The organism is Bradyrhizobium sp. BR 1433 (genome assembly GCF_051547665.1).
In the GTDB taxonomy this organism is placed as follows: Bacteria; Pseudomonadota; Alphaproteobacteria; order Rhizobiales; family Xanthobacteraceae; genus Bradyrhizobium; species Bradyrhizobium australafricanum.
The window spans coordinates 4226782-4248826 of sequence record NZ_JBPUGG010000001.1 but is presented as its reverse complement, the minus strand read 5'-3'; the positions used below and the strand labels follow the sequence as shown (position 1 = coordinate 4248826).

At 65.0% G+C, this 22045-nt stretch carries 18 protein-coding genes, 1 tRNA gene and 1 pseudogene; 7 read left to right on the top strand and 13 right to left on the bottom strand.

Annotation, left to right across the window (positions count from 1 at the left end; genetic code table 11):
- Positions 1–117: 117 nt before the first annotated feature.
- The 5 genes from ACSKB9_RS20730 to ACSKB9_RS20710 form a co-directional block, all read right to left on the bottom strand.
- Positions 118–603 (bottom strand): F0F1 ATP synthase subunit B family protein, encoded by a 486-nt coding sequence (locus ACSKB9_RS20730; RefSeq protein WP_438075372.1) that lies wholly within the window; start codon positions 601–603, stop codon positions 118–120.
- 3 nt (positions 604–606) lie between these two features.
- Positions 607–1173, bottom strand: a complete 567-nt coding sequence (locus ACSKB9_RS20725; protein ID WP_076830944.1) for a F0F1 ATP synthase subunit B — start codon at positions 1171–1173, stop codon at positions 607–609.
- Positions 1174–1297: 124 nt separating this feature from the next.
- Complete coding sequence (locus ACSKB9_RS20720; RefSeq protein ID WP_016847054.1) at positions 1298–1528, bottom strand: F0F1 ATP synthase subunit C; 231 nt, start codon at positions 1526–1528, stop codon at positions 1298–1300.
- A 55-nt stretch (positions 1529–1583) separates the two neighbouring features.
- Positions 1584–2333: a F0F1 ATP synthase subunit A gene (locus ACSKB9_RS20715; RefSeq protein WP_016847053.1), complete on the bottom strand. Its 750-nt coding sequence runs from the start codon at positions 2331–2333 to the stop codon at positions 1584–1586.
- 72 nt (positions 2334–2405) lie between these two features.
- Positions 2406–2777 (bottom strand): AtpZ/AtpI family protein, encoded by a 372-nt coding sequence (locus ACSKB9_RS20710; RefSeq protein WP_028338953.1) that lies wholly within the window; start codon positions 2775–2777, stop codon positions 2406–2408.
- Positions 2778–3051: 274 nt separating this feature from the next.
- On the opposite strand from ACSKB9_RS20710, the gene ACSKB9_RS20705 reads away from it, so the two are divergent.
- The 3 genes from ACSKB9_RS20705 (at position 3052) to ACSKB9_RS20695 (ending at position 4863) form a co-directional block, all read left to right on the top strand.
- The gene (locus ACSKB9_RS20705; RefSeq protein ID WP_438075368.1) at positions 3052–3675 is read left to right on the top strand and encodes a 2-hydroxychromene-2-carboxylate isomerase; all 624 of its coding nucleotides are present in this window, start codon (positions 3052–3054) and stop codon (positions 3673–3675) included.
- 31 nt (positions 3676–3706) lie between these two features.
- The gene (locus ACSKB9_RS20700) at positions 3707–4231 is read left to right on the top strand and encodes a hypothetical protein (protein WP_438075366.1); all 525 of its coding nucleotides are present in this window, start codon (positions 3707–3709) and stop codon (positions 4229–4231) included.
- Between the two features lie 158 nt (positions 4232–4389).
- Positions 4390–4863, top strand: a complete 474-nt coding sequence (locus ACSKB9_RS20695) for a secondary thiamine-phosphate synthase enzyme YjbQ (protein ID WP_438075364.1) — start codon at positions 4390–4392, stop codon at positions 4861–4863.
- Positions 4864–4955: 92 nt separating this feature from the next.
- Here the strand turns inward: ACSKB9_RS20695 and ACSKB9_RS20690 are convergent, their stop codons facing one another.
- On the bottom strand, positions 4956–6581 hold the full coding sequence (locus tag ACSKB9_RS20690) for an MFS transporter (protein WP_438080317.1): 1626 nt from the start codon (positions 6579–6581) through the stop codon (positions 4956–4958).
- 353 nt (positions 6582–6934) lie between these two features.
- Between ACSKB9_RS20690 and ACSKB9_RS20685 the strand changes: the two genes are divergently transcribed.
- Complete coding sequence (locus ACSKB9_RS20685; protein ID WP_438075362.1) at positions 6935–7609, top strand: response regulator; 675 nt, start codon at positions 6935–6937, stop codon at positions 7607–7609.
- 195 nt (positions 7610–7804) lie between these two features.
- Complete coding sequence (locus tag ACSKB9_RS20680) at positions 7805–8983, top strand: YncE family protein (RefSeq protein WP_438075360.1); 1179 nt, start codon at positions 7805–7807, stop codon at positions 8981–8983.
- Between the two features lie 185 nt (positions 8984–9168).
- Here the strand turns inward: ACSKB9_RS20680 and ACSKB9_RS20675 are convergent.
- The 6 genes and pseudogenes from ACSKB9_RS20675 to ACSKB9_RS20650 form a co-directional block, all read right to left on the bottom strand.
- Positions 9169–12677, bottom strand: a pseudogene (locus ACSKB9_RS20675) (PAS domain-containing hybrid sensor histidine kinase/response regulator).
- A gap of 116 nt (positions 12678–12793) precedes the next feature.
- Positions 12794–14023, bottom strand: a complete 1230-nt coding sequence (gene hemA / locus ACSKB9_RS20670; protein WP_438075359.1) for a 5-aminolevulinate synthase — start codon at positions 14021–14023, stop codon at positions 12794–12796.
- 183 nt (positions 14024–14206) lie between these two features.
- Positions 14207–15271, bottom strand: coding sequence for an MBL fold metallo-hydrolase (locus ACSKB9_RS20665; RefSeq protein ID WP_438075357.1), 1065 nt, complete (start codon positions 15269–15271; stop codon positions 14207–14209).
- Between the two features lie 238 nt (positions 15272–15509).
- Positions 15510–17654 (bottom strand): methyl-accepting chemotaxis protein, encoded by a 2145-nt coding sequence (locus ACSKB9_RS20660; protein WP_438075355.1) that lies wholly within the window; start codon positions 17652–17654, stop codon positions 15510–15512.
- A 248-nt stretch (positions 17655–17902) separates the two neighbouring features.
- Positions 17903–18646: an outer membrane protein gene (locus ACSKB9_RS20655; RefSeq protein WP_438075353.1), complete on the bottom strand. Its 744-nt coding sequence runs from the start codon at positions 18644–18646 to the stop codon at positions 17903–17905.
- 347 nt (positions 18647–18993) lie between these two features.
- Positions 18994–19320 carry a hypothetical protein gene (locus tag ACSKB9_RS20650; RefSeq protein ID WP_438075351.1) on the bottom strand — a complete coding sequence of 109 codons (327 nt, stop codon included), beginning with the start codon at positions 19318–19320 and terminating at the stop codon, positions 18994–18996.
- 100 nt (positions 19321–19420) lie between these two features.
- On the opposite strand from ACSKB9_RS20650, the gene ACSKB9_RS20645 reads away from it, so the two are divergent.
- Entirely contained in the window at positions 19421–19546 is a 126-nt protein-coding gene (locus tag ACSKB9_RS20645; protein WP_256521266.1) for a hypothetical protein, read from the top strand.
- Between the two features lie 57 nt (positions 19547–19603).
- Here the strand turns inward: ACSKB9_RS20645 and ACSKB9_RS20640 are convergent.
- Positions 19604–19678: transfer RNA gene (locus ACSKB9_RS20640), tRNA-Thr, on the bottom strand.
- A 569-nt stretch (positions 19679–20247) separates the two neighbouring features.
- Here ACSKB9_RS20640 and ACSKB9_RS20635 point away from each other — a divergent pair.
- Positions 20248–21945: an FAD-dependent oxidoreductase gene (locus tag ACSKB9_RS20635; protein WP_438075349.1), complete on the top strand. Its 1698-nt coding sequence runs from the start codon at positions 20248–20250 to the stop codon at positions 21943–21945.
- Positions 21946–22045: the final 100 nt, after the last annotated feature.

Below are 22045 nucleotides of genomic sequence, written 5' to 3'. Positions count from 1 at the left end.
CGAGCGAAGTGGACGCCGGTTCGCGTGACGAAAACGCGTCAAACGGACGAATTTGGACAAAACAAAAGGCCGGCGCGATGAGCTCGCGCCGGCCTTTTTTAAGGAGTTCAGATCGCGTCAGTTCAGCTTGGAGCGGACTTCGGCGATGCCCTTGCCGACGAGGTCGTCGGCAACCGAGCCCTTGACCGACTGCGACAGGATGGTCGAGGCGGCCGTCACCGCGGCGTTGGCCGCGGCGGCGCGGACATCGGCCACGGCCTGGGCCTCGGCCTGGGCGATCTTGCTCTCGGCGGTCTTGGTCCGCCGCGCGACAAAATCTTCCATCTTGGTCTTGGCCTCGGCCGCGATCCGTTCGGCTTCGGCCTTGGCGTTGGAGATGATCTCCTCGGCCTCGCGCTCCGCGCTGGCGCGGCGCGCCTTGTACTCGCCGAGCAGCTTATCGGCCTCGTCCTTCAGACGGCGGGCGTCTTCCAGCTCGGCCTTGATGCGCTCGGCGCGGTGGTCGAGCGCCGTCAGCAGGGTGCGATGAACGCCGAGATAGCCGAACACGACCAGCAGAAGGACGAAGGCGATCGCAACCCAGGTTTCCGGTTCGTAAAACATCGTCTATCCCTTCAGCGACGCGTCGACGGCGCTGTTGACCGCATTGGCGTCCGGCGTGACGCCGGCAAGTTGCTGGACGATGGCGCCGGCCGCATCCGCCGCGATGCCGCGGACGTTGCTCATGGCGTTGGTCCTCGTCGTTGCGATCTGCTTCTCGGCGTCGGCGAGCTTTGCCGCCAGCTTCTCTTCCAGCGCCTTGCGCTCGGCTTCCGAGGCCGCGTTCAGCTTCTCGCGGGTCTCGTTGCCGATCGCCTGCGCGTTGGCGCGCGCATTCGCCAGTTCGGTCTCGTAGGCCTTCAGCGCCGCGTCGGACTCGTCCTTCAGCTTCTGCGCCTCGGCCAGATCGCCCTCGATCTTGTTCTGACGTGCATCGATCGTCCCGCCGACGCGCGGCAGGGCGATACGCGACACGATCAGGTAGAGCGCGACAAATGCAATCGCCAGCGACACCAGCTGCGAGGCGAAGTTGGACGAATCGAACGGCGGAAAGGCTCCGCCGTGATGTCCGCCGTCGGTCTCGGTGTGGGCGCCGGCTTTCTGGCCTTTTGCCTCGCCATGACTCTCAGCCATGGTGTTCTCCTGTCGCTGTCATGCGCGCCGCCCTTGGGACGATCCTTGGGAGAGCCCTTGGGCGGCGCGAAGGGGTTACCGCAGAGCGGAACCGGGTTGCCGCAGAGCGGAACCGGAGTGCCGCTCAGAGCGGAACGAACAGCAGCAGCAGCGCGATCAGCAGCGAGAAGATGCCGAGCGCTTCGGTCACGGCGAAGCCGAAGATCAGGTTGCCGAACTGGCCCTGAGCGGCCGACGGGTTACGCACCGCAGCGGCGAGGTAGTTGCCGAAGATGATGCCCACGCCGACGCCCGCGCCGCCCATGCCGATGCACGCGATGCCCGCGCCGATAAGTTTTGCTGCTGCCGGTTCCATATGTAGCTCCTTGAGAAAGATAGACAGATTGGTGGGTGGAGATTCCCCGGACCGCTTAGTGTCCCGGATGAATGGCGTCGTTGAGGTAGATGCAGGTCAGGATCGCGAACACGTAGGCCTGCAGGAACGCGACCAGCAGTTCGAGGGCATACAGCGCAATCGTGAGCGCCAGCGGCAGCACGCCGCCGACCCAGCCGAGCGCGCCCAGCGAGAAGCCGAGCATCGCGACGAAGCCCGCGAACACCTTCAATGCGATGTGGCCGGCCAGCATGTTGGCGAACAGACGAACGCTGTGCGAGACCGGCCGCAGGAAGAACGACAGGATCTCGATGAACATGACCAGCGGCAGGATGTAGATCGGAACGCCGTGGGGGACGAAGATGCTGAAGAATTTCAGGCCGTTCTTGTAGACGCCGTAGATCAGGACGGTGAAGAACACCAAAAGCGCGAGCGCCGCGGTGACGATCAGGTGGCTCGCGATCGTGAAGGTGTAGGGGATGACGCCGACCAGGTTCGAGACGCAGAGGAACATGAAGAGCGAGAAGATCAGCGGGAAGAACTTCATGCCTTCCGCGCCGGCCGTGCTGCGAATCGTGGTGGCGACGAACTCGTAGGAGATCTCGGCAACCGACTGCAGCCGTCCCGGAACCAGTTCCCGGCCGCTCGCCAGCATCAGCAGCGCAATCAGCAGCACCGCGATGAGCATGAAGAGCGAGGAATTGGTGAAGGCGATCGTGTGATTGCCGATGTGGCCGAGCGTGAAGAGGGGCTCGATATTGAACTGGTGGATCGGGTCGATTTTCATCCGCGCGGCTCTTGGTCCACCGGCTATCGTGCCGGTAATCGAATTTCAAATGTCGTGACTTCCCGCCAGCGCTCAGCGCTTGCCCGAGGCCACGCCCGCGGACCTCACCACGTTGACCACCCCGGCGACGAAGCCGAGCAGCGTTAACACGATGAAGCCGAATGGCGACGTCGACAGCAAACGGTCGAACCCCCAGCCAATCGCCGCTCCGACGGCAACGCCCGCGATCAGCTCCGAGGAAAGACGAAAACCGAGCGCCATAGCCGAAGCTCTGGCCGCACTGTCCCCGCTTTCATTACCGGATTGATCAGTCTTGCTCCTGCGGCTGTCGCGAATTTCTGACAACCGATGATCGAGACTTCCGAGCCTTGCGGAAAGCGCAGCTTCGTCAGGAGGCGATTGATCGCGACTTCCATTTGCGCCGTCGTTGGTGTTCTCAGCCATGCTGCAAACACTAACCGATGCCGCGGATGATGGAAATTGCGCCCGTCCCCGTCAAAAGCCGCGCGGACCATACTTACCGCGTCTAATCAAGTCAAGATTGCGTCGTAACCAGTTATTGCTTTGATTCTGCTGGTTTTATTTGGAGATATTCAAGGTCAGAGTGACGCAGTGATCGCAGTGCAACAGCTTGCGTGGCATTGAGCGATATTGCGTGGCTATTCCCGCTCTGCTGGGATCGCCGAAAGTCCCGTCCTCTCACGCAGTCAGGTTCCGCATGTCGCGCCAGATCGATTACTACTTCTCGCTGCAATCCCCCTGGGCCTATATCGGCCACAAGCCCTTCGTTCGGCTCGTAAGCACTTACGATCTCAAGGTAAATTACCGGCCTGTGCTGCTGGTCGATCTGTTCTCCGAGACCGGCGGACTGCCGCTCGCCAAGCGCCATCCGGTGCGGCAGCGCTATCGGATGATCGAGTTGCAGCGCTGGCGCGACAAGCGCGGACTGAATTTTCATTTGCAGCCGGCCAACTGGCCGTTCAACGGGCGCCTTGCCGATGGCGTGGTGATCGCGATGCTCGAGGCCGGCCTCGACCCCGAGCCGTTCTTGCAACGGGCCTATCCCGCGGTGTGGGAGCAGCAGCTTGATCTTGCTGATCCTGAGACGCTGGTGAAGCTCGCCGACGATGCCGGTTTGCCCGGCCGGCAGCTGGTCGAGCGCTCGAGCACTGAAGCGATCAGCGCGGCCTATGAGCAGAATCGCCAGAATGCATTGGACGCCGACGTGTTCGGCTCGCCCGGATATGTGCTCGATGGCGAGGTGTTCTGGGGCCAGGACCGGATCGAATTGCTTGAAGACGCGTTGAAGTCGGGCCGCAAGCCCTATAGCTCTGTGGTCTAGGGGCAGGAATCAGGTTGAGGCGGAGCAAGCCATGCCCATCGCGATGTCGCCGTCGAAATTGTCCATCGCAATTGCTGCCATCCTGATCGCAAGCGGCGGCACGGCGATCGCGCAAACCGCGCCTGACACCGAGAATGGCCGCTACGCCTTATCACCCGCCGGCGATGGTTTCCTGCGGCTCGACACGCGCACCGGCGCGGTGTCGACCTGCACCAATTCCAGCGCCGGCTGGGCCTGTTACATGGTGCCGGACGAGCGGGCGGCGCTGGATGCCGAGATCGGGCGCCTGCAAGCCGACAATGACAAGCTCAAGGATGAGCTCGCCGCGCGCGCACCGTCGGCCAAGACCGACGAAGCGTTGCCGAAATCCGATCAGCTGAAGAAGCCGGAGCCCAAGACCGAGCCGAAGGTCGCCGAGGGCGAGCGCAAGATCGAGATCCCGCTGCCGAGCGACCGCGACATGGATCGCATGATGTCGTTCGTGGAGCGGGCCTGGCGGCGGCTGATCGAGATGGCCAACCGCGTGCAGCGCGACGTCAATGGCGGCAAGATTTGATACGGCTCTCTCGTAGTGTGCAATTGCGCACGCAAGCCGGGACCCATAACCACCGCTGGGAGTTGGGTGGCTAAGCTGGCAACTCCAAATCTTCGTAGCTGAGGGGCCGCGGAGTATGGGTCCCGGCTTTCGCCGGGACGACATAGTGAGAGTTACAGATGAACTCATCGAGGACCATCACGCACTCGGCGCCATCCTCCGTCGCGGCAACCAGCATCGTGTCGTCGCGCCTGGCGGTCGAAACGTCGGGCGCCGGCTTTGCCGACATCACGCGCGAGGTCACCAAATTCCTGCGCGAGGTGCGTGCCGGCGAGGGTGTGGTCACGCTGTTCATCCGCCACACCTCGGCCTCGCTGACGATCCAGGAGAATGCCGATCCGACCGTGCAGGTCGATCTGATGACGGCGCTCGATCGTGCCGCGCCCGAAGACGGCGGCTGGCGTCACGACACCGAAGGCCCTGACGACATGCCGGCGCACATCAAGACCATGCTGACGGCGACCTCGCTGCAGGTCCCCGTGCTCGACGGCGAGATGGCGCTCGGCACCTGGCAGGGCATCTATCTGATTGAGCATCGCGCCCGCCCGCACCGGCGCGAGATCGTGCTGCAATTCGTCGGCGCCACGCGCTGACGCGCTGGACCTGTCCGGAGATCTGGCTTCCAAAATGACATCGGCCGCGGATCGCTCCGCGGCCGATGCATCTTGATCCCGATGTCGACGGGTCAGGTTTTGCTAATGTCGACGTCCTTGGTCTCCGGCAGGAAGATCAGGCCGACCACCGCCGTGATGGCGGCGAAGATGATCGGATACCAGAGGCCGGCATAGATATCGCCGGTCGAGGCCACGATCGCGAACGCGGTCGCAGGCAACAACCCGCCGAACCAGCCGTTGCCGATGTGATAGGGCAGCGACATCGAGGTATAGCGGATCTTGGTCGGGAACAGCTCGACCAGCATCGCGGCAATCGGGCCGTAGACCATGGTGACGAAGATCACCAGGATGAACAGCAAGCCGATCACGGCCGCGACCTGCGGGCGGAAGATGTCGAACGGATGCGCCATCTTCACGATGCCCGCATCGCCCGCCTTCGGATAGCCGGCGGCGGCCACCGCGGTGGTGATTGCCGCGTTGCCGTCCTTGGCGTTGGCGTAGAGGACGTCCTTGCCGTTGACGACGACCTTCACGCCGGAGCCGGCCGCGCCATAGGTCGTCGAGTACTTGACCGACGATTGGGCGAGGAAGGCGCGGGCAGTGTCGCAGGGCGCGGTGAACACACGGGTGCCGACCGGGTTAAACAGGTCGCCGCAGCCTGCGGGATCGGCAACCACCTCGACCTTGGTCGATTCGATCGCCCTCTCCAGCGCCGGGTTGGCATTGGAGGAGATCATCTTGAAGATCGGAATAAAGGTCAGCGCCGCGATCGCGCAGCCCGCCAGGATGATCGGCTTGCGTCCGATCCGGTCGGACAGCGCACCGAACACGATGAAGAAGCCGGTGCCGAACAGCAACGACCAGGCGATCAGAAGGTTCGCGGTGTAGCCGTCGACCTTGAGGATCGATTGCAGGAAGAACAGCGCATAGAACTGGCCAGTGTACCACACCACGCCCTGACCCATGGTGCCGCCGAGCAGTGCCAGGAGCACGATCTTGGCGTTCCCCCAGTTGGCGAAGGCCTCCGTCAGCGGCGCCTTCGAGCTCTTGCCTTCGTCCTTCATGCGCTGGAACACCGGCGATTCATTCAGCCGCAGCCGAATCCAGACCGAGATGCCGAGCAGCAGCACCGACACCAGGAACGGAATGCGCCAGCCCCAGTCCGCGAAGTCCTTCTCGCCGGTGATCGAGCGGGTGAACAGGATCACCAGCAGCGACAGGAACAGGCCGAGCGTTGCGGTGGTCTGAATGAACGAGGTGTAATAGCCGCGCCTGCCGTTTGGCGCGTGCTCGGCGACATAGGTCGCCGCACCGCCATACTCGCCGCCGAGCGCGAGGCCCTGCAGCAGGCGCAGCGAGATCAGGATGATCGGCGCCGCGAGGCCGATGGTCTTGGCGTTGGGCAACAGGCCGACGATGAAGGTCGACAGGCCCATGATCAGGATGGTGACGAGGAAGGTGTATTTGCGACCGACGATGTCGCCGACCCGGCCGAACACGATCGCGCCGAACGGGCGCACCAGGAAGCCCGCCGCGAAGGCCAGCAACGCGAAGATGTCGCGGGTCGCCGGCGGATAGTCGGAGAAGAACTGCGCGCCGATGATGCCGGCCAGTGAACCGTAGAGATAGAAGTCGTACCACTCGAACACGGTGCCGAGCGACGACGCGAGGATGACGAAACGCTCATCCTTCGTCATGCCGGCGGGCCGCGCCGAACTTGCAGTCATTGTGGACATCTGGATAGCTCCCCCGAAATATTGCTGCCATGCTCGCCCCCGGCTGGCGGGTGAGGCCCGAATGGGCCCTCGGCTTGAGATGAAGGTAACATCGCAGTGAAACCCGCCCCAATAAGACTTTTGGCCTTTTCAGGATCGAACCTATCTTCAGAAGGAAGAGCAGGATGGAACGCCTCCGCATGCGTCTATTGCGGCGCACAAGCTGCGCGGGTTAACCGCGTTGGCATCTGGTATTATCAAGCGCTTGCGTGATACTGCCGCGCGGGCGAAAACCGAGCGACGCGGGTTTGCCTAAGCCCGCTTGTGGGACTGAGATGACTGCTGCTGCCAATACTCATCTTGTCATCGCCGACGACCATCCGTTGTTCCGCGATGCGTTGCGCCAGGCGGTGTCGAGCGTCGTGACTTCGGCCGCGATCAGCGAGGCCGGATCGTTCGAGGACCTGACCGCGCTGCTGGAACGGGACTCCGAGGTCGACCTGATCCTGCTCGATCTGAGCATGCCGGGGATCAGCGGTTTCTCCGGCCTGATCTATCTGCGGGCGCAGTATCCGGCGATCCCGGTGGTGATCGTCTCCGCCAGTGACGATGCCGGGACCATCCGCCGCTCGCTCGACTTCGGCGCTTCCGGTTTCATCCCCAAGCGCTTCGGCGTCGAGACGCTGCGGGATGCCATCATGAAGGTGATGGAGGGCGACGTCTGGGTGCCGCCGGACACCGATCTGTCGGCGGCCGGCGATCCCGACATGACGCGGCTGCGCGACCGGCTGGTGACGCTGACCCCGCAGCAGGTGCGGGTGCTGATGATGCTGTCCGAGGGGCTGCTCAACAAGCAGATCGCCTATGAGCTCGGCGTTTCCGAAGCGACCATCAAGGCCCATGTCTCGGCGATCCTGCAGAAGCTCGGGGTCGAAAGCCGCACCCAAGCCGTGATCGCCGCCGCCAAGATCGCCGGCGGCCAATGGCGCCAGGGCGCGCCGCCGACGTAGTCCCGAGCAACTCCAGCTGTGATTGCCGGGCTCGGGCTACGGCATAGCGAGCCGGCGGGTGGCACGAAAGCGCGCCCGATGGCACGCTTTCGCGAAGCCATCCAGATCCCATTCAAACTGCGCATCGGTCGAAAACCGAGTATCCTGTCCGGCATCGGCCCGTGAGAGGCCGCGTGCTTTTTTGGGGAGAACGCCATGATTTCCGTCACTCGCGTCGCCGGACTATCTCTGGCTGCGGTAATCCTTCTCGGTACCAGCTCTTTCAATTGCGCTCAGGCCAAGCCCCTGATGATCGTCGGCCTGGACGAGAAGCTGTTGTGGGACGACGACGGCAAGCCGGTGCTGTCAGCGCCCGGCAAGGATCAAGTGCTGATCATCGATCTCGCCGATCCCGAGAACCCGAAGATTGCGGCTTCTCTCCCATTGAAGAACTCGGTAGTCGGCCCCCCGGTCAACGTCGCTATCGATCCGACCGGAACGGTGGCGCTGGTCGCGGATTCGGTCGACGTGGTGAAGGAAGGCGACGCTCTGAAGCAGGTGCCGGATAACAAGATCTATGTGATCGATCTCAAGGCGACCCCGCCCAAGCTGGCAGCGACCATTGTTGGCGGAAAGCAGCCATCAGGCTTGAGCTTCAGTCCCGATGGCAAGATGGCGTTGGTTGCCAACCGCGGGGACAGTTCGATCAGCGTACTTTCGGTCAACGGCACTGACGTCAAGGTCACCGACACGATATCGATGCCTGACAGTGTCGCACATGTCGCGTTCGCGCCTGACGGCAAGCACGCGCTGGTCGCGCGTTTTCCGGGGCACAAGATATCGGTGCTCGATATCGCCGGCGACAAAGTCACCTACACCAAGATAGACCTGCCGGCCGGCCAATGGCCTTACAATGTCGCAGTGACCCCGAACAGCAAGATCGCGTTGACGTCGGACAATGGCAACTCAGGCGCGTCGGACGGCAGCGTCGACACGGCCAGCGTCATCGATCTCGAAGCGAAGCCGCCGCGCATCATCGATCGCGTGGTGGTCGGCGATGGACCGGAGGGGCTTGGCGTCAGTCCGAAGGGGGATCTCGCAGTCTCGGTGATCCTGCGCGGCTCGAACATGAAGAATGCGTTCTTCCATGAGAAGAACGGCAGCGTCTCGGTCCTGAAGATCGACGGCAAGAAAGTGACCAAGACCGGAGATATCGAAGTCGGCGGACTGCCTGAGGCCGCGGTCTTCACGCCTGACGGAAAATACATCCTGGTCGGGAACTGCCTCAGCCAGGATTTCTCGATCCTCAAGGTCGACGGAACCAACGTTACCGACACAGGCAAGCGCTTTCAGGTGCCAGGGCACCCGGCGTCGGCCGGAATGGGACCGAACTGAACCGACGCTCGGCGATCTTGCTGGAGCATGTGATTTTCGGTCGAGCCGGCCACTCCGCAGGCTCGCTTCACCTCTCGCGCTTGCGGGAGGGAGCGCAGTGTCCTTGCGGCGCCCTCATGATGCGATTCGATCCAATTGCATCATCATCCAAAGCGAGATGCGCGCCAGATTGCGCCGCCCGCGCGCTACTCCGCCGCCACCATCTGCTGGGTGCGCCATTGTCCGAGCAGGGCGCGCAGCGAGGCGGGTTTGACCGGCTTGTTCAGCACCGCGATGTTTTCCTCGCGCGCGGCGGCGCGCACCGCGGGGCTGCGGTCGGCGGTGATCAGGATCGCCGGAATGCCGTCGCCGAAGCGGCGGCGGATCTCGCGGATCGCGGCGACGCCGTTGCCGCGGTCGAGATGGTAGTCGACCAGGACGCCGGTGACGCGGCCACCGGCGGCCTCGATCGCGCTGATCGCGCCGTCGGCGTCGAGCACCGCGATTACCTCGGCGTCCCACGCCGTCAGCAGCGTCTTCATGCCGTCGAGGATGGCGGGATCGTTCTCGATGCAGACAATCAGCGAGCCGCTCATCGGCGTCTTCGACAGCGGCGTCGCGGTGGTGACGGCCGCAGTATGGTTGACCGCGGTCGCGACCGGCACGGTGACCGAGAACGCCGAGCCGCCGCTGACATTGGCCGAGATCGCGATGCGGTGGTTGAGCACCCGCGCCAGCCGTTCGACGATCGACAAGCCGAGGCCGAGGCCGCGGGCGATCCGGGCGCCCTGCTCGAGGCGGTGGAACTCCTTGAAGATCTCGCCGCGCTTCTGCACGGGAATGCCGACGCCGGTGTCGAAGATGCTGATCTGGAGCGTGGTGCCGCGGCGGCGGCAGCCGATCAAGACGCGGCCGCGCGGGGTATATTTGATCGCGTTGGAGATGAAGTTCTGCAGCAGCCGGCGCAGCAGCGAGCGGTCGGATTCGACCGGCAGCGAGCACGGCACGAAGCGCAGATCGAGGCCCTTGTCGCGAGCGATCGGCATGAACTCGATCTCCAGCGAGCGCATCAGGTCGGCCATCCGGAAGCTCGTGATCGCCGGCGTCATGGCGCCGGCATCGAGCCTGGAAATGTCGAGCAGCGCGCCCAGAATGTCCTCGATCGCCTCGAGCGAGTCGTCGATGTTCTCGACCAGGCGGGAATCCTCGCCGCCGTTCTGGCGCTCGACCAGGCTCGTGACATAGAGCCGCGCCGCATTGAGCGGCTGCAGGATGTCGTGGCTGGCGGCAGCCAGGAAGCGCGTCTTGGAGGCGTTGGCGTCTTCCGCGATGCCCTTGGCGAGCGCGAGCTCTGAGTTCAGCCGCGTCAGCTCCTCGGTGCGGTCGCGCACCCGCTTTCCAGCGTCGCGTTGGCGCGCTCCAGCGCCTCCGCCGCCTCGAAGCTCGGCGTGACGTCGGAGAAGGTGATGACGAGCCCGCCGCCCGGCATGCGGTTGGCACGTACCTCGATCACCAGATGGCGGTCGGTGAAGCGTTCCAGATAGGGCTCGCCCTCGGTGGTGTAGGCGCGCAGGCGGGCCTGCAGCAGGCTGTCGCCGTCGCCGGCCGCGGGCGGACTGATCGCGCCCATGAATTCGAGAATCTCGGACAGCGGGATGCCGAGCTGCACCAGATGCTGCGGCAGCCCCAGCAATTCGGAGAACTGGCGGTTGGAACAGATCAGCTGCAGATCGGCGTCGAACACCGCGATGCCCTGGCGCACGTGATTGAGCGCGGTCTGCAGGATCTCGCGGTTGAAGTGCAGGGCGGCGTGGGAGTCGTCGAGCAGTTTCAGCGCGGCCTTGGCCGACACCGTGCGCCGTTGCAGCAGCAGCGACATCACGAGGCGCGAGGACGCCGCCCCGATCGAGGAGGCGATCAACCGCTCGGCATGCTGCAGCAGCTCGAAATCGGCCGGTGCCGACGCCAGCAGCACGATGTTGCGGTCGACGGCGAAGGAGGCGAAGGCCTCGCGGGTGCGGTCGGGGCCGAGATATTGCGTCACCGTGCTCTGGATGTCCTCCACCGTCACCGTGGTGCGCCAGCGCCGGAAGCTGGGCGCGATCGGGGCCAGCGCGTTGGGCACGAACACGTCGGCCTGCAACAACTCGATCGAGGACGGCGCGCGCGCCAGCGAGAACAGCACATAGGTGAGGATGTTGAGCGCAAGGCTCCACAGCACGCCGTGCAGCAGCGGCGGCAGGTCGGCGCCGAACAGCGCCTGCGGCCGCAACGCCTCGATCCCGAACGGCCCGTGCTGCAGCAGCACCAGGCCGGCGGTCGAGGTTTCCAGGAAGCTCGGGATGAACAGCGTGTAGAGCCACGTCGCGAAGCCGACCAGCATGCCCGCCATGGCGCCGCGTGCGGTGGCTCTGCGCCAGAACAGGCCGCCGAAGAACGCCGGCGCCAGCTGGGTGATCGCGGCAAACGACAGCAGGCCGATCGCGACCAGCTGGGTGTTGCCGAGCGCGCGATAGTAGAAATACGCCAACACCATGATGGCGAAGATAGAGAAGCGGCGCGCCTTCAGCAGGAAATCGCCAAAGTCCTTCTGGCCGGCGCTGGCGTCGTCGCTGCGCGGCAAGACCAGCGGCAGCACGATGTCGTTGGAGACCATGATCGACAGCGCGACGCATTCGACGATCACCATCGCGGTCGCCGCCGACAGCCCGCCGACGAACACGGCGAGGCTGAGCAATTGCGAATTGCCCTCGATCGGCAGCGCCAGCACGAACATGTCGGCATCGACCGCGCCGAACGGGAAGATGACGAGGCCTGCGATCGCGATCGGAATCACGAACAGGTTGATGGCGATGAGGTAGAGCGGGAACAGCCAGCGCGCCCGGGTGACTTCGGCGGGCGTCGAATTCTCCACCACGCTGACATGGAACTGGCGCGGCAGCAGCATGACCGCGCAGAACGACAGCAGCGTCATGATCAGGAAATTGCCGATCGACGGGACATATTCGATCGCGCGCACCGCCTCCGGCGTCTTCAGGGCGCGCTCGTAGAGCTCGACCGGCGAGAACATCCAGAAGGTGACGAAAGCGCCGGCGGCGATGAAGGCGACCAGCTTGACGATGGACTCGGCCGCGATCGCGAGGATCAGGCCGTGCTGGTGCTCGGTCGCGTCGGTGTGGCGGGTGCCGAACAGCACCGCGAACACCGCCATCGCCAGCGTGACCATCAGCGCGATGTCGCCGATCACGGGGATTTTCGAGAACGCCTGGTCCTCGCTCAGGATGGTCTCCAGCGACGCCGCTACCGCCTTGAGCTGCAGCGCGATGTAGGGCACCGAGCCGATGATCGCGATCAGTGCCACGGTCGCCGCCACCGCCTGGCTCTTGCCGTAGCGCGCGGCGATGAAGTCGGCGATCGAGGTGATGTTCTGCGACTTGGCGAGCGCGATCACCCGGCGCAGCAGCGGCGTGCACAATCCGACCATCACGATCGGGCCGACATAGATCGCCAGGAAGTCGATGCTGGTGCGGGTGGCGAAGCCGACCGAGCCGAAGAAGGTCCAGGAGGTGCAGTAGATCGCCAGCGACAGCGGATAGATCCACTGGCTGGTGCGGCCGCGCTCGCCCGGCGAGCTGCGGTCGCCGCGGCTGGCAATGAAGAACAACAATCCGATGTAGGCGAACGCCGTGGCAATTACGCCCCAGTCGTGCAGCATCGCTGCTCATCTCCTGTCCCGGCCGCTGGGGAAGGGCCGGTTGTCAGGATTATAACGCAAAGGACCGGCCGCGCGATGCACGGCCGGCCCAAATTCGGGGTCGGAAGCGGATAGGGTTACTCGGCGGCCAGCGACTTCTGGTGCAGGGGCAGGCCGAGCCGGTCCCAGACCTGGAGCAGCGCCTCGGCCAGCGCGTCGATCAGGCCGTCGTCATGGTAGGGCGAGGGCGTGATGCGCAGCCGTTCGGTGCCCTTGGCGACCGTCGGATAGTTGATCGGCTGGATGTAGATGCCGTGGTCCTCGAGCAGCAGGTCGGAGGCCCGCTTGCACTTCTCGGGATCGCCGACGAACAGCGGCACGATATGGGTGTCGCTCGACATCACAGGCAGGCCGGCGGCGGTCAGGATCGCCTTGGTGCGGGCGGCCCGGTCCTGGTGGCGCTCGCGCTCCCAGTTCGAGGTCTTCAGGTGCCGGATCGCAGCCGTGGCGGCCGAGCAGATTGCAGGCGGCAGCGCGGTCGTGAAGATGAAGCCCGGCGCATAGGAGCGCACCGCGTCGATGACCTCGGCGCGGCCCGCAATGTAGCCGCCGAGGCAGCCGAAGGCTTTTGCCAGCGTGCCCTCGACGATATCGATCCGGTGCATTACGCCGTCGCGCTCGGCGATACCGCCGCCGCGCGGGCCGTACATGCCGACCGCATGCACCTCGTCGAGATAGGTCATGGCGCCGTATTGCTCGGCGAGATCGCAGATCTTGCCGAGCGGCGCGACGTCGCCATCCATCGAATAAAGGCTCTCGCAGACGATCAGCTTCGGCCGGTCGGGACCGGCGGCGATCAAGAGCTCCTCGAGATGCGCGACGTCGTTGTGGCGGAAGATCTGGCGTTCGCAGCCGGCCTGGCGCACGCCTTCGATCATCGAATTGTGGTTCAGCGCGTCCGACAGGATCAGGCAGTTCGGGATCAGCTTGGCGAGCGTCGAGATGCCGGTCTGGTTCGAGACATAGCCCGAGGTGAACAGCAGCGAGGCTTCCTTGCCGTGGAGGTCGGCGAGTTCCGACTCGAGCTGCACCAGCGGATGATGGGTGCCCGCGATGTTGCGGGTGCCTCCGGCGCCGGTGCCGACCCGGGTCGCGGTCTCGACCATGGCGCCGACCACCTTGGGGTGCTGGCCCATGCCGAGATAGTCGTTGGAGCACCAGATCACGACGTTGCGGCTGCCCTTCGGCGAATGCCAGGTGGCGTGCGGGAAGCGTCCCGCGATCCGTTCGAGGTCGGCGAACACCCGGTAGCGCCGCTCGTCGTGCAGGCGGTTGAGGGCGGCATTGAAGAACTGGCTGTAATCCATCGGCAAACCCAGAAAGCGGAACCTGACCGGAATGACTGCTTCTTCTTAGAGCTTTTCCAGCTCTAATGTCCATGCATTGACCCACATCTGGGCATGCGTCGCAGTTGGGCAAATTGCCCTAGCCGGGGCCGTTCGGCTCGATTTCGGTCAAATCGCCGGGCGACGCTTGCCGCCAAGCCGGGTTCAGGTGGTCTTGAAGCGCAGCATGCCGTCGGCGTGCATCTCGGCCGTCAGGCGGCCCTCGACCAGCATGTAGTTGACATGGGCGACCAGCTCGCCGGCGGCAAATCCCATCTGGTGCTCGTCCAGCACGTGCTTGTGGAACACCACGGGCACCAGCTCCTTGGAGGTCTGCGGCACCTCGCGGCAGGCCTCGGCGATCAGCCGGCAGCGCTCCTCATGGTGATCGGCGAGCTGCTTGATCCGGGTCTTCAGCCCGTAGAACGGCACGCCGTGGCCCGGCAGCACCATCACGTCGTAGGGCAGGGTGGTGGTCAGGCTTGCCAGCGAGGCCAGATATTCGCCGAGCGAGTTCTGCTCGGGCTCGACCGCCCAGACGCTGACATTGGGCGAGATCTTGCTCAGCACCTGGTCGGCGGACAGGAACAGCTTGTCGGCCGCGCAATACAGCATCACCTGGTCGAGCGCGTGGCCGCCGCCGGTGATCACCTTGAAGCGCCGCGTGCCGATCACGACCTCGTCGCCATGGGTGAGGCGATGATAGGACGGCGGCAGCACCGACACGCGCTTCAGGTAGTCCTGACCGCGGCCGAGCAGCTTCTCGGTGAGGTCCTCGTCCATGCCGTGGCGGCGGAAGAACAGCCGCTGCGCGTTGCGCCGCTCCTCGGTGCCGCGGTTCTGGTGATAGACCGACTGCAGATATTCCACCTGCGACATGAACAGCGGGCAGCCGAAGCGCTCGGTGATCCAGCCGGCGAGACCGACATGATCGGGATGCGAATGCGTCACGATCAGACGGGTGACCTTGATGTGCTTCAGCGGCCCCTCGAACAGCGTGGTCCAGGCCGCGATCGATTCCTCATTGCCGAAGCCGGCATCCACCATGGTCCAGCCGTCGCCGTCGGCGAGCAGATAGATGTTCACATGGTTGAGGCGGAACGGCAGCTTCAGCCGCGCCCACAGCACGCCGGGAGCCACCTCCACGACCTGATCGTGGCCGGGATGGTTTTCCCAAGGGTATCGCAGTGCCTCCGCCGAGGAGTGCACGGGGTCGGTCTTCGTATGCATGCTACCGGCTTAGCGGCACACGGGCCGCCGCGCCAGCCGAAAAATCAGATAGTCGTCCGGAGAATGGGACGAGAAGCGCCCGAATTCCGTCACCCGGATGGCGCGAACGGTCTTGCGAATGCGTGCCCGTCATTCCGGGGCGCCTCGAAGAGGCGAACCCTCAGGGATGCAATTGCGCCCCGAGAATCTCCGAGGTTCCGGGTTCTCTGCTTCGCATAGCCCCGGAACGACGCTGTACCTACGCCGCGCGGATGTTCGACAGGAAGCCGTCGATCTCCGAGCGCAGCACGTCGGCCTCGCGGCGCAGTGCGTCGGAGGCGCTCAGCACCTCGCCAGCGGCTGTGCCCGCCTCGGCCGAGGCGGTCGAGACGCCGACGATGTTGCTCGACACCTCGCTGGTGCCGCCCGCCGCGTGCTGGATGTTGCGGGCGATCTCGCGGGTCGCCGCGCCCTGCTGCTCGACCGCGGCGGCGATCGCGGTGGTGACGTCGTTGATCTCGCCGATCGTGCTCGAGATGTTGCGGATGGCGGAGACGGCCGTGGTCGTCACCTCCTGCATGCCGACGATCTGCTGGCGGATTTCCTCGGTCGCCTTTGCGGTCTGGCTCGCGAGGTTCTTCACCTCGGAGGCGACCACGGCAAAGCCGCGGCCGGCCTCGCCGGCGCGCGCCGCCTCGATGGTGGCGTTGAGCGCGAGCAGATTGGTCTGCGAGGCGATGGTCTGGATCAGGTCGACCACGACGCTGATGCGTGCGGCATTGTCGGCGAGCCCCTGCATCGTGCTGTCGGTGGCGCTGGCTTCCTCCACCGCCTTGCGGGCGATCTCCGCCGAGGTGACGACCTGGCGGCCGATCTCCTGGATCGAGGACGACAGCTCCTCGGTGCCGGCCGATACCGTCTGCACGTTGACCGAGGTTTCCTCGGCGGCCGACGCGACGGCGTTGACCAGCGCGCTCGACTGGTCCGCGGTCGCCGACATGCTCTGCGCGGTCGACTGCATCGAGTTCGCCGCGGTCTGCAGGCTGCCGAGCGCGCTGCGGACGTTGGATTCGAACGTGACGATCTGCGCTTCCATGCGCGAGGCGCGCTCCGCCTTGGCGCTGCGGTCCTTGTTCTGGTTTTCCGTGAGCTCGCGGCTCTCGACCATGCTCTCGCGGAACACCTGCAGCGCGTCGGCCATGACGGCGATCTCGTCGCGCTGGCGGCTCTGCGGGATCTCGGTGTCGAGGTCGCCGTCGGACAACAGCTGCATCGAGCGCTGCAGGCCGCGGATGCGGCGCAGGATATTGCGTCCGACATAGAGCCAGACGAACAGGAACGAGCCGACCAGCGTCAGGGCGCCGAGGCCGATCATCACCATGGTGGCGAGCGAGATCTGCTGCCGTGCCTGGAAGGTCGAGCTGTCGGTCTCCTTCTGCACCGCGTCGACCAGCTGCTGGACGCTGATGCCGAGCCCGACATTGAGCTTGCGCGTCTCTTCCAGGATGGTCTGGCCGTAGTCGATCGTGTCGAGCTCCTTCTGGCGGATCTTGAACACGCCGGTCTTGCCTTCGCCGAGCACGAGCAGCCTCGAGGCGGTGTCGCGCACCGCGACGATCGCGGGATTGTTCGGCAGGTCCTCGAGGTTGGACTTGACGCGTTCGCGCCCGGCCTTGAACTCGGCCTCGATCGCATCGAGGGTTTCGCTGGAATTGGCCGACAGCGCCGCGGTCATGTCGGCGGCCATCAGATTGCCGGCGGCGAGCACGTTGCTGATCTGGCCGACGGTGCGGGCCGCTTCAGTGGCGTCGTACGCGGACACCTCGGCCGCGGCGAGGATGGCGTTGAGCCGGGTCTGCGCGTCGAGCATCGCCGGACTTGCCGCGGAGACGAACGCCGCCTGCGCCTTGCGCAGTGCGTTGTACTGCTTGTCGCGCAGCGCGCCGACCTCGAGCCGCTCGCGCGCCGCCGAGATCAGGCTCTTGGTCGCCTCGTCGGTGTTCTTGACGTTCTCCTGCAATGCGCTGACCACGGATTTGTCGGCGCCGAGCTCGATGATCTCGCCAAGCTTGGCGCTGGTGAGCCGCGCGACGTCCTGCACCTTCTTGGTGCGATCGTTCAGCGCGTCCTCGCTCTGCACGGCGAGCAGGCCGGGGCCTTGCGCCGCCAGCGAAGCGCTTTGCGCGGCAAGTTGCAGGCTCGCGGCAAGCCGCGGAATGTCGCGGCCGCTGAGGTCGGTCATGGTGCCGCCGAGCTGATGCAGCACGATGCCGGCGCCTGCGCTGATCACCAGCGCCATGCCTGCGATGACCGCGAATGCCGCGAACAGGCTGCCCCTGACGCCCATCTGCGGCAGATGGATACGCTTGAGATTTGGTTTGCCGAGCTTGAACCGAAACGCCATTGCCCCTGTGCCCCCTGGCCCACTACGCTTGGCCACTATCCTTGGCCACTACTCTTGGATGTTTCCCCGGCGCGGGAGTATCGGTGCGGCCGGTTAACAAAATCGGGAAAATTGCGACGATCTGCGGATTTTTCAGGGCTGCCGCTCAGTGGCGACGTCTCGGTTCGCCGTGCGGAATCGATGCACGCGATCGGATCGAAAAGGCCGGCTTGCGCCGGCCTTTTCCACTGTTGGTTGTGGGCGTGCTCTCAGTAGCGGCCGTAAGCAGGGCCGCCGAGGTTGCCGAGATTGAAGCGGTAGTTGAGGCCCGCCTTCACCGTGTGCTCGTCATTGTGGAAGCTGCCGACCGGCACCAGCGCGCCCGGCGCGGTGAAGCGGCTGTCGCCGAAGTCGTAGTACTGGTACTCGACCTTGGCCGACCAGTTCGGCGCGAACATGTATTCGGCGCCGCCGCCGATGGTCCAGCCGTTGTTGTGGTTGTCGCTGAGCGTGAAGCCGACCGGCGCGCCGCCGAGCGTCACCGTTTCGTTGTTGTCGGAATAGGCATAACCGCCCTTCACATAGATCAGGCCCGGGCCCCAGGTGTAGCCGACGCGGCCGGTGATCGAGCCGATGCCGCGCTGGTTGTTGTTGTAGACGTAGCCGCCCGGGAAGATCGCGTTGAGCTGATGGCCGCCGACCCAGGAATACTGGCCTTCGAGGCCGATCACCCACATCGGCGACAGCTGCCAGTCGTAGCCGGCCTGCACGCCGCCCATGAAGCGGGCGTCGGAGTCGGACAGCGCGAGGCCGTTGAAGTTGTTGTTCTGGGAGAACACGCCGCCGAGATGGCCGCCGAGATAGAAGCCGGTCCAGTTGTAGAGCGGAGCGGCGTAAACAGGCGCGGGCGCCTTCTGATAATAGCCACGGTTGAAATCGGCGGCGTTGGCGGTCGCGCCAAAGGCAGCGACGGCCGCCGCGACGGCGGCGGTTGCGAGCAGGAACGTCTTCATTGGGGCAGTCTCCGGACAAGTCATGAGGCGCAGCGTGAATGGCGCCATCCACGGCGACGGGTTAGACCGCATTTGAATAAAATGCAGTCACCGGAACGCTGCGCGGAGCGTTAAGTCGCAGCCTTTGCGGCGAAACGTTTTGTTGTGCCTAACGAACGCTTAAGGCGGAATGAAGCAAGGCTTAACGCGGTGCGCGAGCCGCCTTTCCTGTTAACCAAGCCGCCGGCTGGAGCATGATCCGGAAAAGTGCGAAGCGGTTTTCCCTCGCGACAAACGCGGAACGCGTTTGCGCGGAGATCATGCTCAAACAAAGAGATTGGATCGTGATGCGATTCTGTGGAATCGCATCACGATCTAGCCAGTCGCTTGCGCACATCGTCGCGCATCTGCTCGCGGAACGCCTGGCGGCGCGCGGCGCGATCCCTGACCGGAACGTCGTGGCGATCGAACACGTCGAACTTCTCCAGGATCGGATAGTGCTCGCTCGCCATCGCCAGCACGCGCAGCAGGGCGGCAACCTTCGGGGTCGGGCCGGTGACTTCCCACCTGCGCAGCTTCTCGGCGCCGCCGGCGGCCGATAGGCCGCACAGCTTCGCCATGTCAGCCGCCGTCAGCTCGCGGCCGAGCGCCTTGCCGAGATGTTCGCGCAGTTTCTTCAGTTCTGGGCCGGTCACGCTTGGGTCCGTTCCGCAATGGCAAAATGTGAAATGAGTCACATGAGGTGCTCGAGGCGCGGGTTATACGCCACGCAGGCGACTTCTAAAGGAAACCATCATGCACGGCATCATCGAAAGCCTCAGCCCCGAACACGATCAGATCGATTGGAAATGGGTCGGCAGTGTGTTCGCCTTCTACGTCGTGCTGACGATCGGCGGGATGGGCGCGCTGCTGGCGCATTGATTCCAGCGCACGCGGGCGCACCGCGTGCCTGCGACTGCCATCGTTTTGCGAAGATCCTGGTGCTGCCAGACAGGATTGAACTGTCGACCTCTCCATTACCAATGGAGTGCTCTACCACTGAGCTACGGCAGCATGCCCGGGAAAAATTGAATCGGCCCCGAGGGCCCGTCCAAGCGGGCGGTTCTTGCCACAGGCCTCCCTTTGGCGCAAGCGAAACAGCGCCCCTGTCGCCCTTGAAATCGGCAGAAATCGACGGCCTCGCCGCTGATTCCGGCCAATCTGGCCGATTTCGGCCGGATTGGGTTCCCGATCGCGCGCCGAAACTATCCCGATCCGCGCGTGCCGCCGAATCATATCGCCGCAACTGGCCGACCGGGCAGGATGCGCGGGCATCCGCCATTGGCTATGCTCGCTTCCGTCGGGCGGCGGCGGTTCGAGAGTTTTGCAATGACAGGCGATCAGGACAGAGGCGGCGGGCAGGCCGGAGCCCGTGTGAAGGATTCACGACAGGATCGTCTCAAGCTGGCGCTGCGCGAAAACCTGAAGCGGCGGAAATCGCAGGCGCGCGGTCGTGACGATGCGGCCTCTTCCGAAGCTGCCCATGGTTCGCTAGATGGCGGCTCGCCAGATGACGCCGGCGGAAGCGAGCCGCGCCGTTAACCCGGTTCGTGCGCATTGTTATAAGGAAACGAGTCGCCGAGATGGCTGTAGATGAGACGACGATCGATCGGCTGAGCGCAACCGCCTACGCCTTCCCGCGCCATGAGCAGACCTTTCCTACCCTGACCGCGCACGAGATCGAGCGGATGCGCCGCTTTGGCGAGCCGCGCTCATACAAGGACGGCGAGGCGCTGTTCGAGACCGGCAAGCCCGGGCCCGGCATGTTCGTGGTGCTGTCGGGCAATGTCTCGATCACCCAGCGCGACGGCCTCGGCCATGTCGCGCCGATCATCGACCAGGGACCGGGCCAGTTCCTCGCCGAGATCGGCCAACTCTCCGGCCGCCCGGCGCTGGTCGACGGCCATGCCGATGGGGTGGTCGAGACGCTGCTGCTGCCGCCCGACCGGCTGCGCGCGCTTTTGGTTGCGGAGGCCGATCTCGGCGAACGCATCATGCGCGCGCTGATCCTGCGCCGCGTCAGCCTGATCCAGGGCGGCGCCGGCGGGCCGGTGCTGATCGGCCCCGTCTCGGTCGGCAACATGGCCTCGCTGCAGAATTTTTTGGCGCGCAACGGCCAGCCGCACCACTTCCTCGACCCCGAGACCGACAAGGATGCCGCCGACCTCGTCGCGCGCTATTCGCCGACGCGCGCCGAGCTGCCGCTGGTGGTCTGTCCCAACGGCACGGTGCTGCGCAATCCGTCCGAGACCGCGCTTGCGATGGCGCTCGGCATGATCGGCAACAGCGCGCATGAAAAACTCTACGATGTCGCCGTGGTCGGCAGCGGCCCGGCCGGGCTTGCCACCGCGGTCTATGCGGCGTCGGAAGGCCTGTCGGTCGCGGTGTTCGACTCCCGCGCCTTCGGCGGCCAGGCCGGCGCCAGCATGCGCATCGAAAACTATCTGGGCTTTCCGACCGGCATCTCGGGCCAGGCGCTGGCCGGGCGCGCCTTCAACCAGGCGCAGAAATTCGGCGCCGAGATGCTGATCCCGGTCTCGATCAAATCGCTCGACTGCACGAAAGCATCCGGCGCATTCGTGCTCGACACCGCCTGCGGGCATACGCTGCGCGCGAAATCCGTGGTGGTCGCCAGCGGGGCGCGCTATCGCCGGCCCGAGATCGACAATCTCGATGCGTTTGAAGGCCGCGGCGTCTGGTACTGGGCCTCGCCGATCGAGGCGCGGCTCTGCGCCAACCAGGATGTCGTGCTGGTCGGCGGCGGCAACTCCGCGGGGCAGGCGGCGGTGTTCCTGTCGGCGCATGCCCGCAAGGTCAACATGATGATCCGCGGCGGCGGGCTTGGAGCCAGCATGTCGCGCTATTTGATCGAGCGCATCGAGGCGACGCCGAACATCGAATTGATGTTCAACACCGAGGTGATCGGGCTCGACGGCGCGGAGACGCTGCAGCGGGTGCGCTGGCGCAGCCGGCTCGCGCCCGACGAGTTCACCATGGATATCCGCAATCTCTTTTTGTTTGTCGGCGCCGATCCGGCGACCGGCTGGCTCGAGGGCTGCGGCGTGCAGGTCGACCGCGGCGGCTTCGTGATGACCGGCGTGCAGACCGGCGAAGGCGCGCGCGCCGTGCCGCTGCTCGAGACCACGGTGCCCGGCGTGTTCGCGGTCGGCGACGTCCGCTCCGGATCAGTCAAGCGCGTCGGCGGCGCGATCGGCGAGGGCGCGCAGGTGGTGGCCGCGCTGCACGGCTATCTCGCTGACGCGGGCAGTCCGACGCTGTAGCAACGTCGATGCGACGCACGCAAACGTTTTCCCGTCATCCTGAGGAGCCGCGAAGCGGCGTCTCGAAGGATGAATCGGCCACAGCGTGGCCGTGCATCCT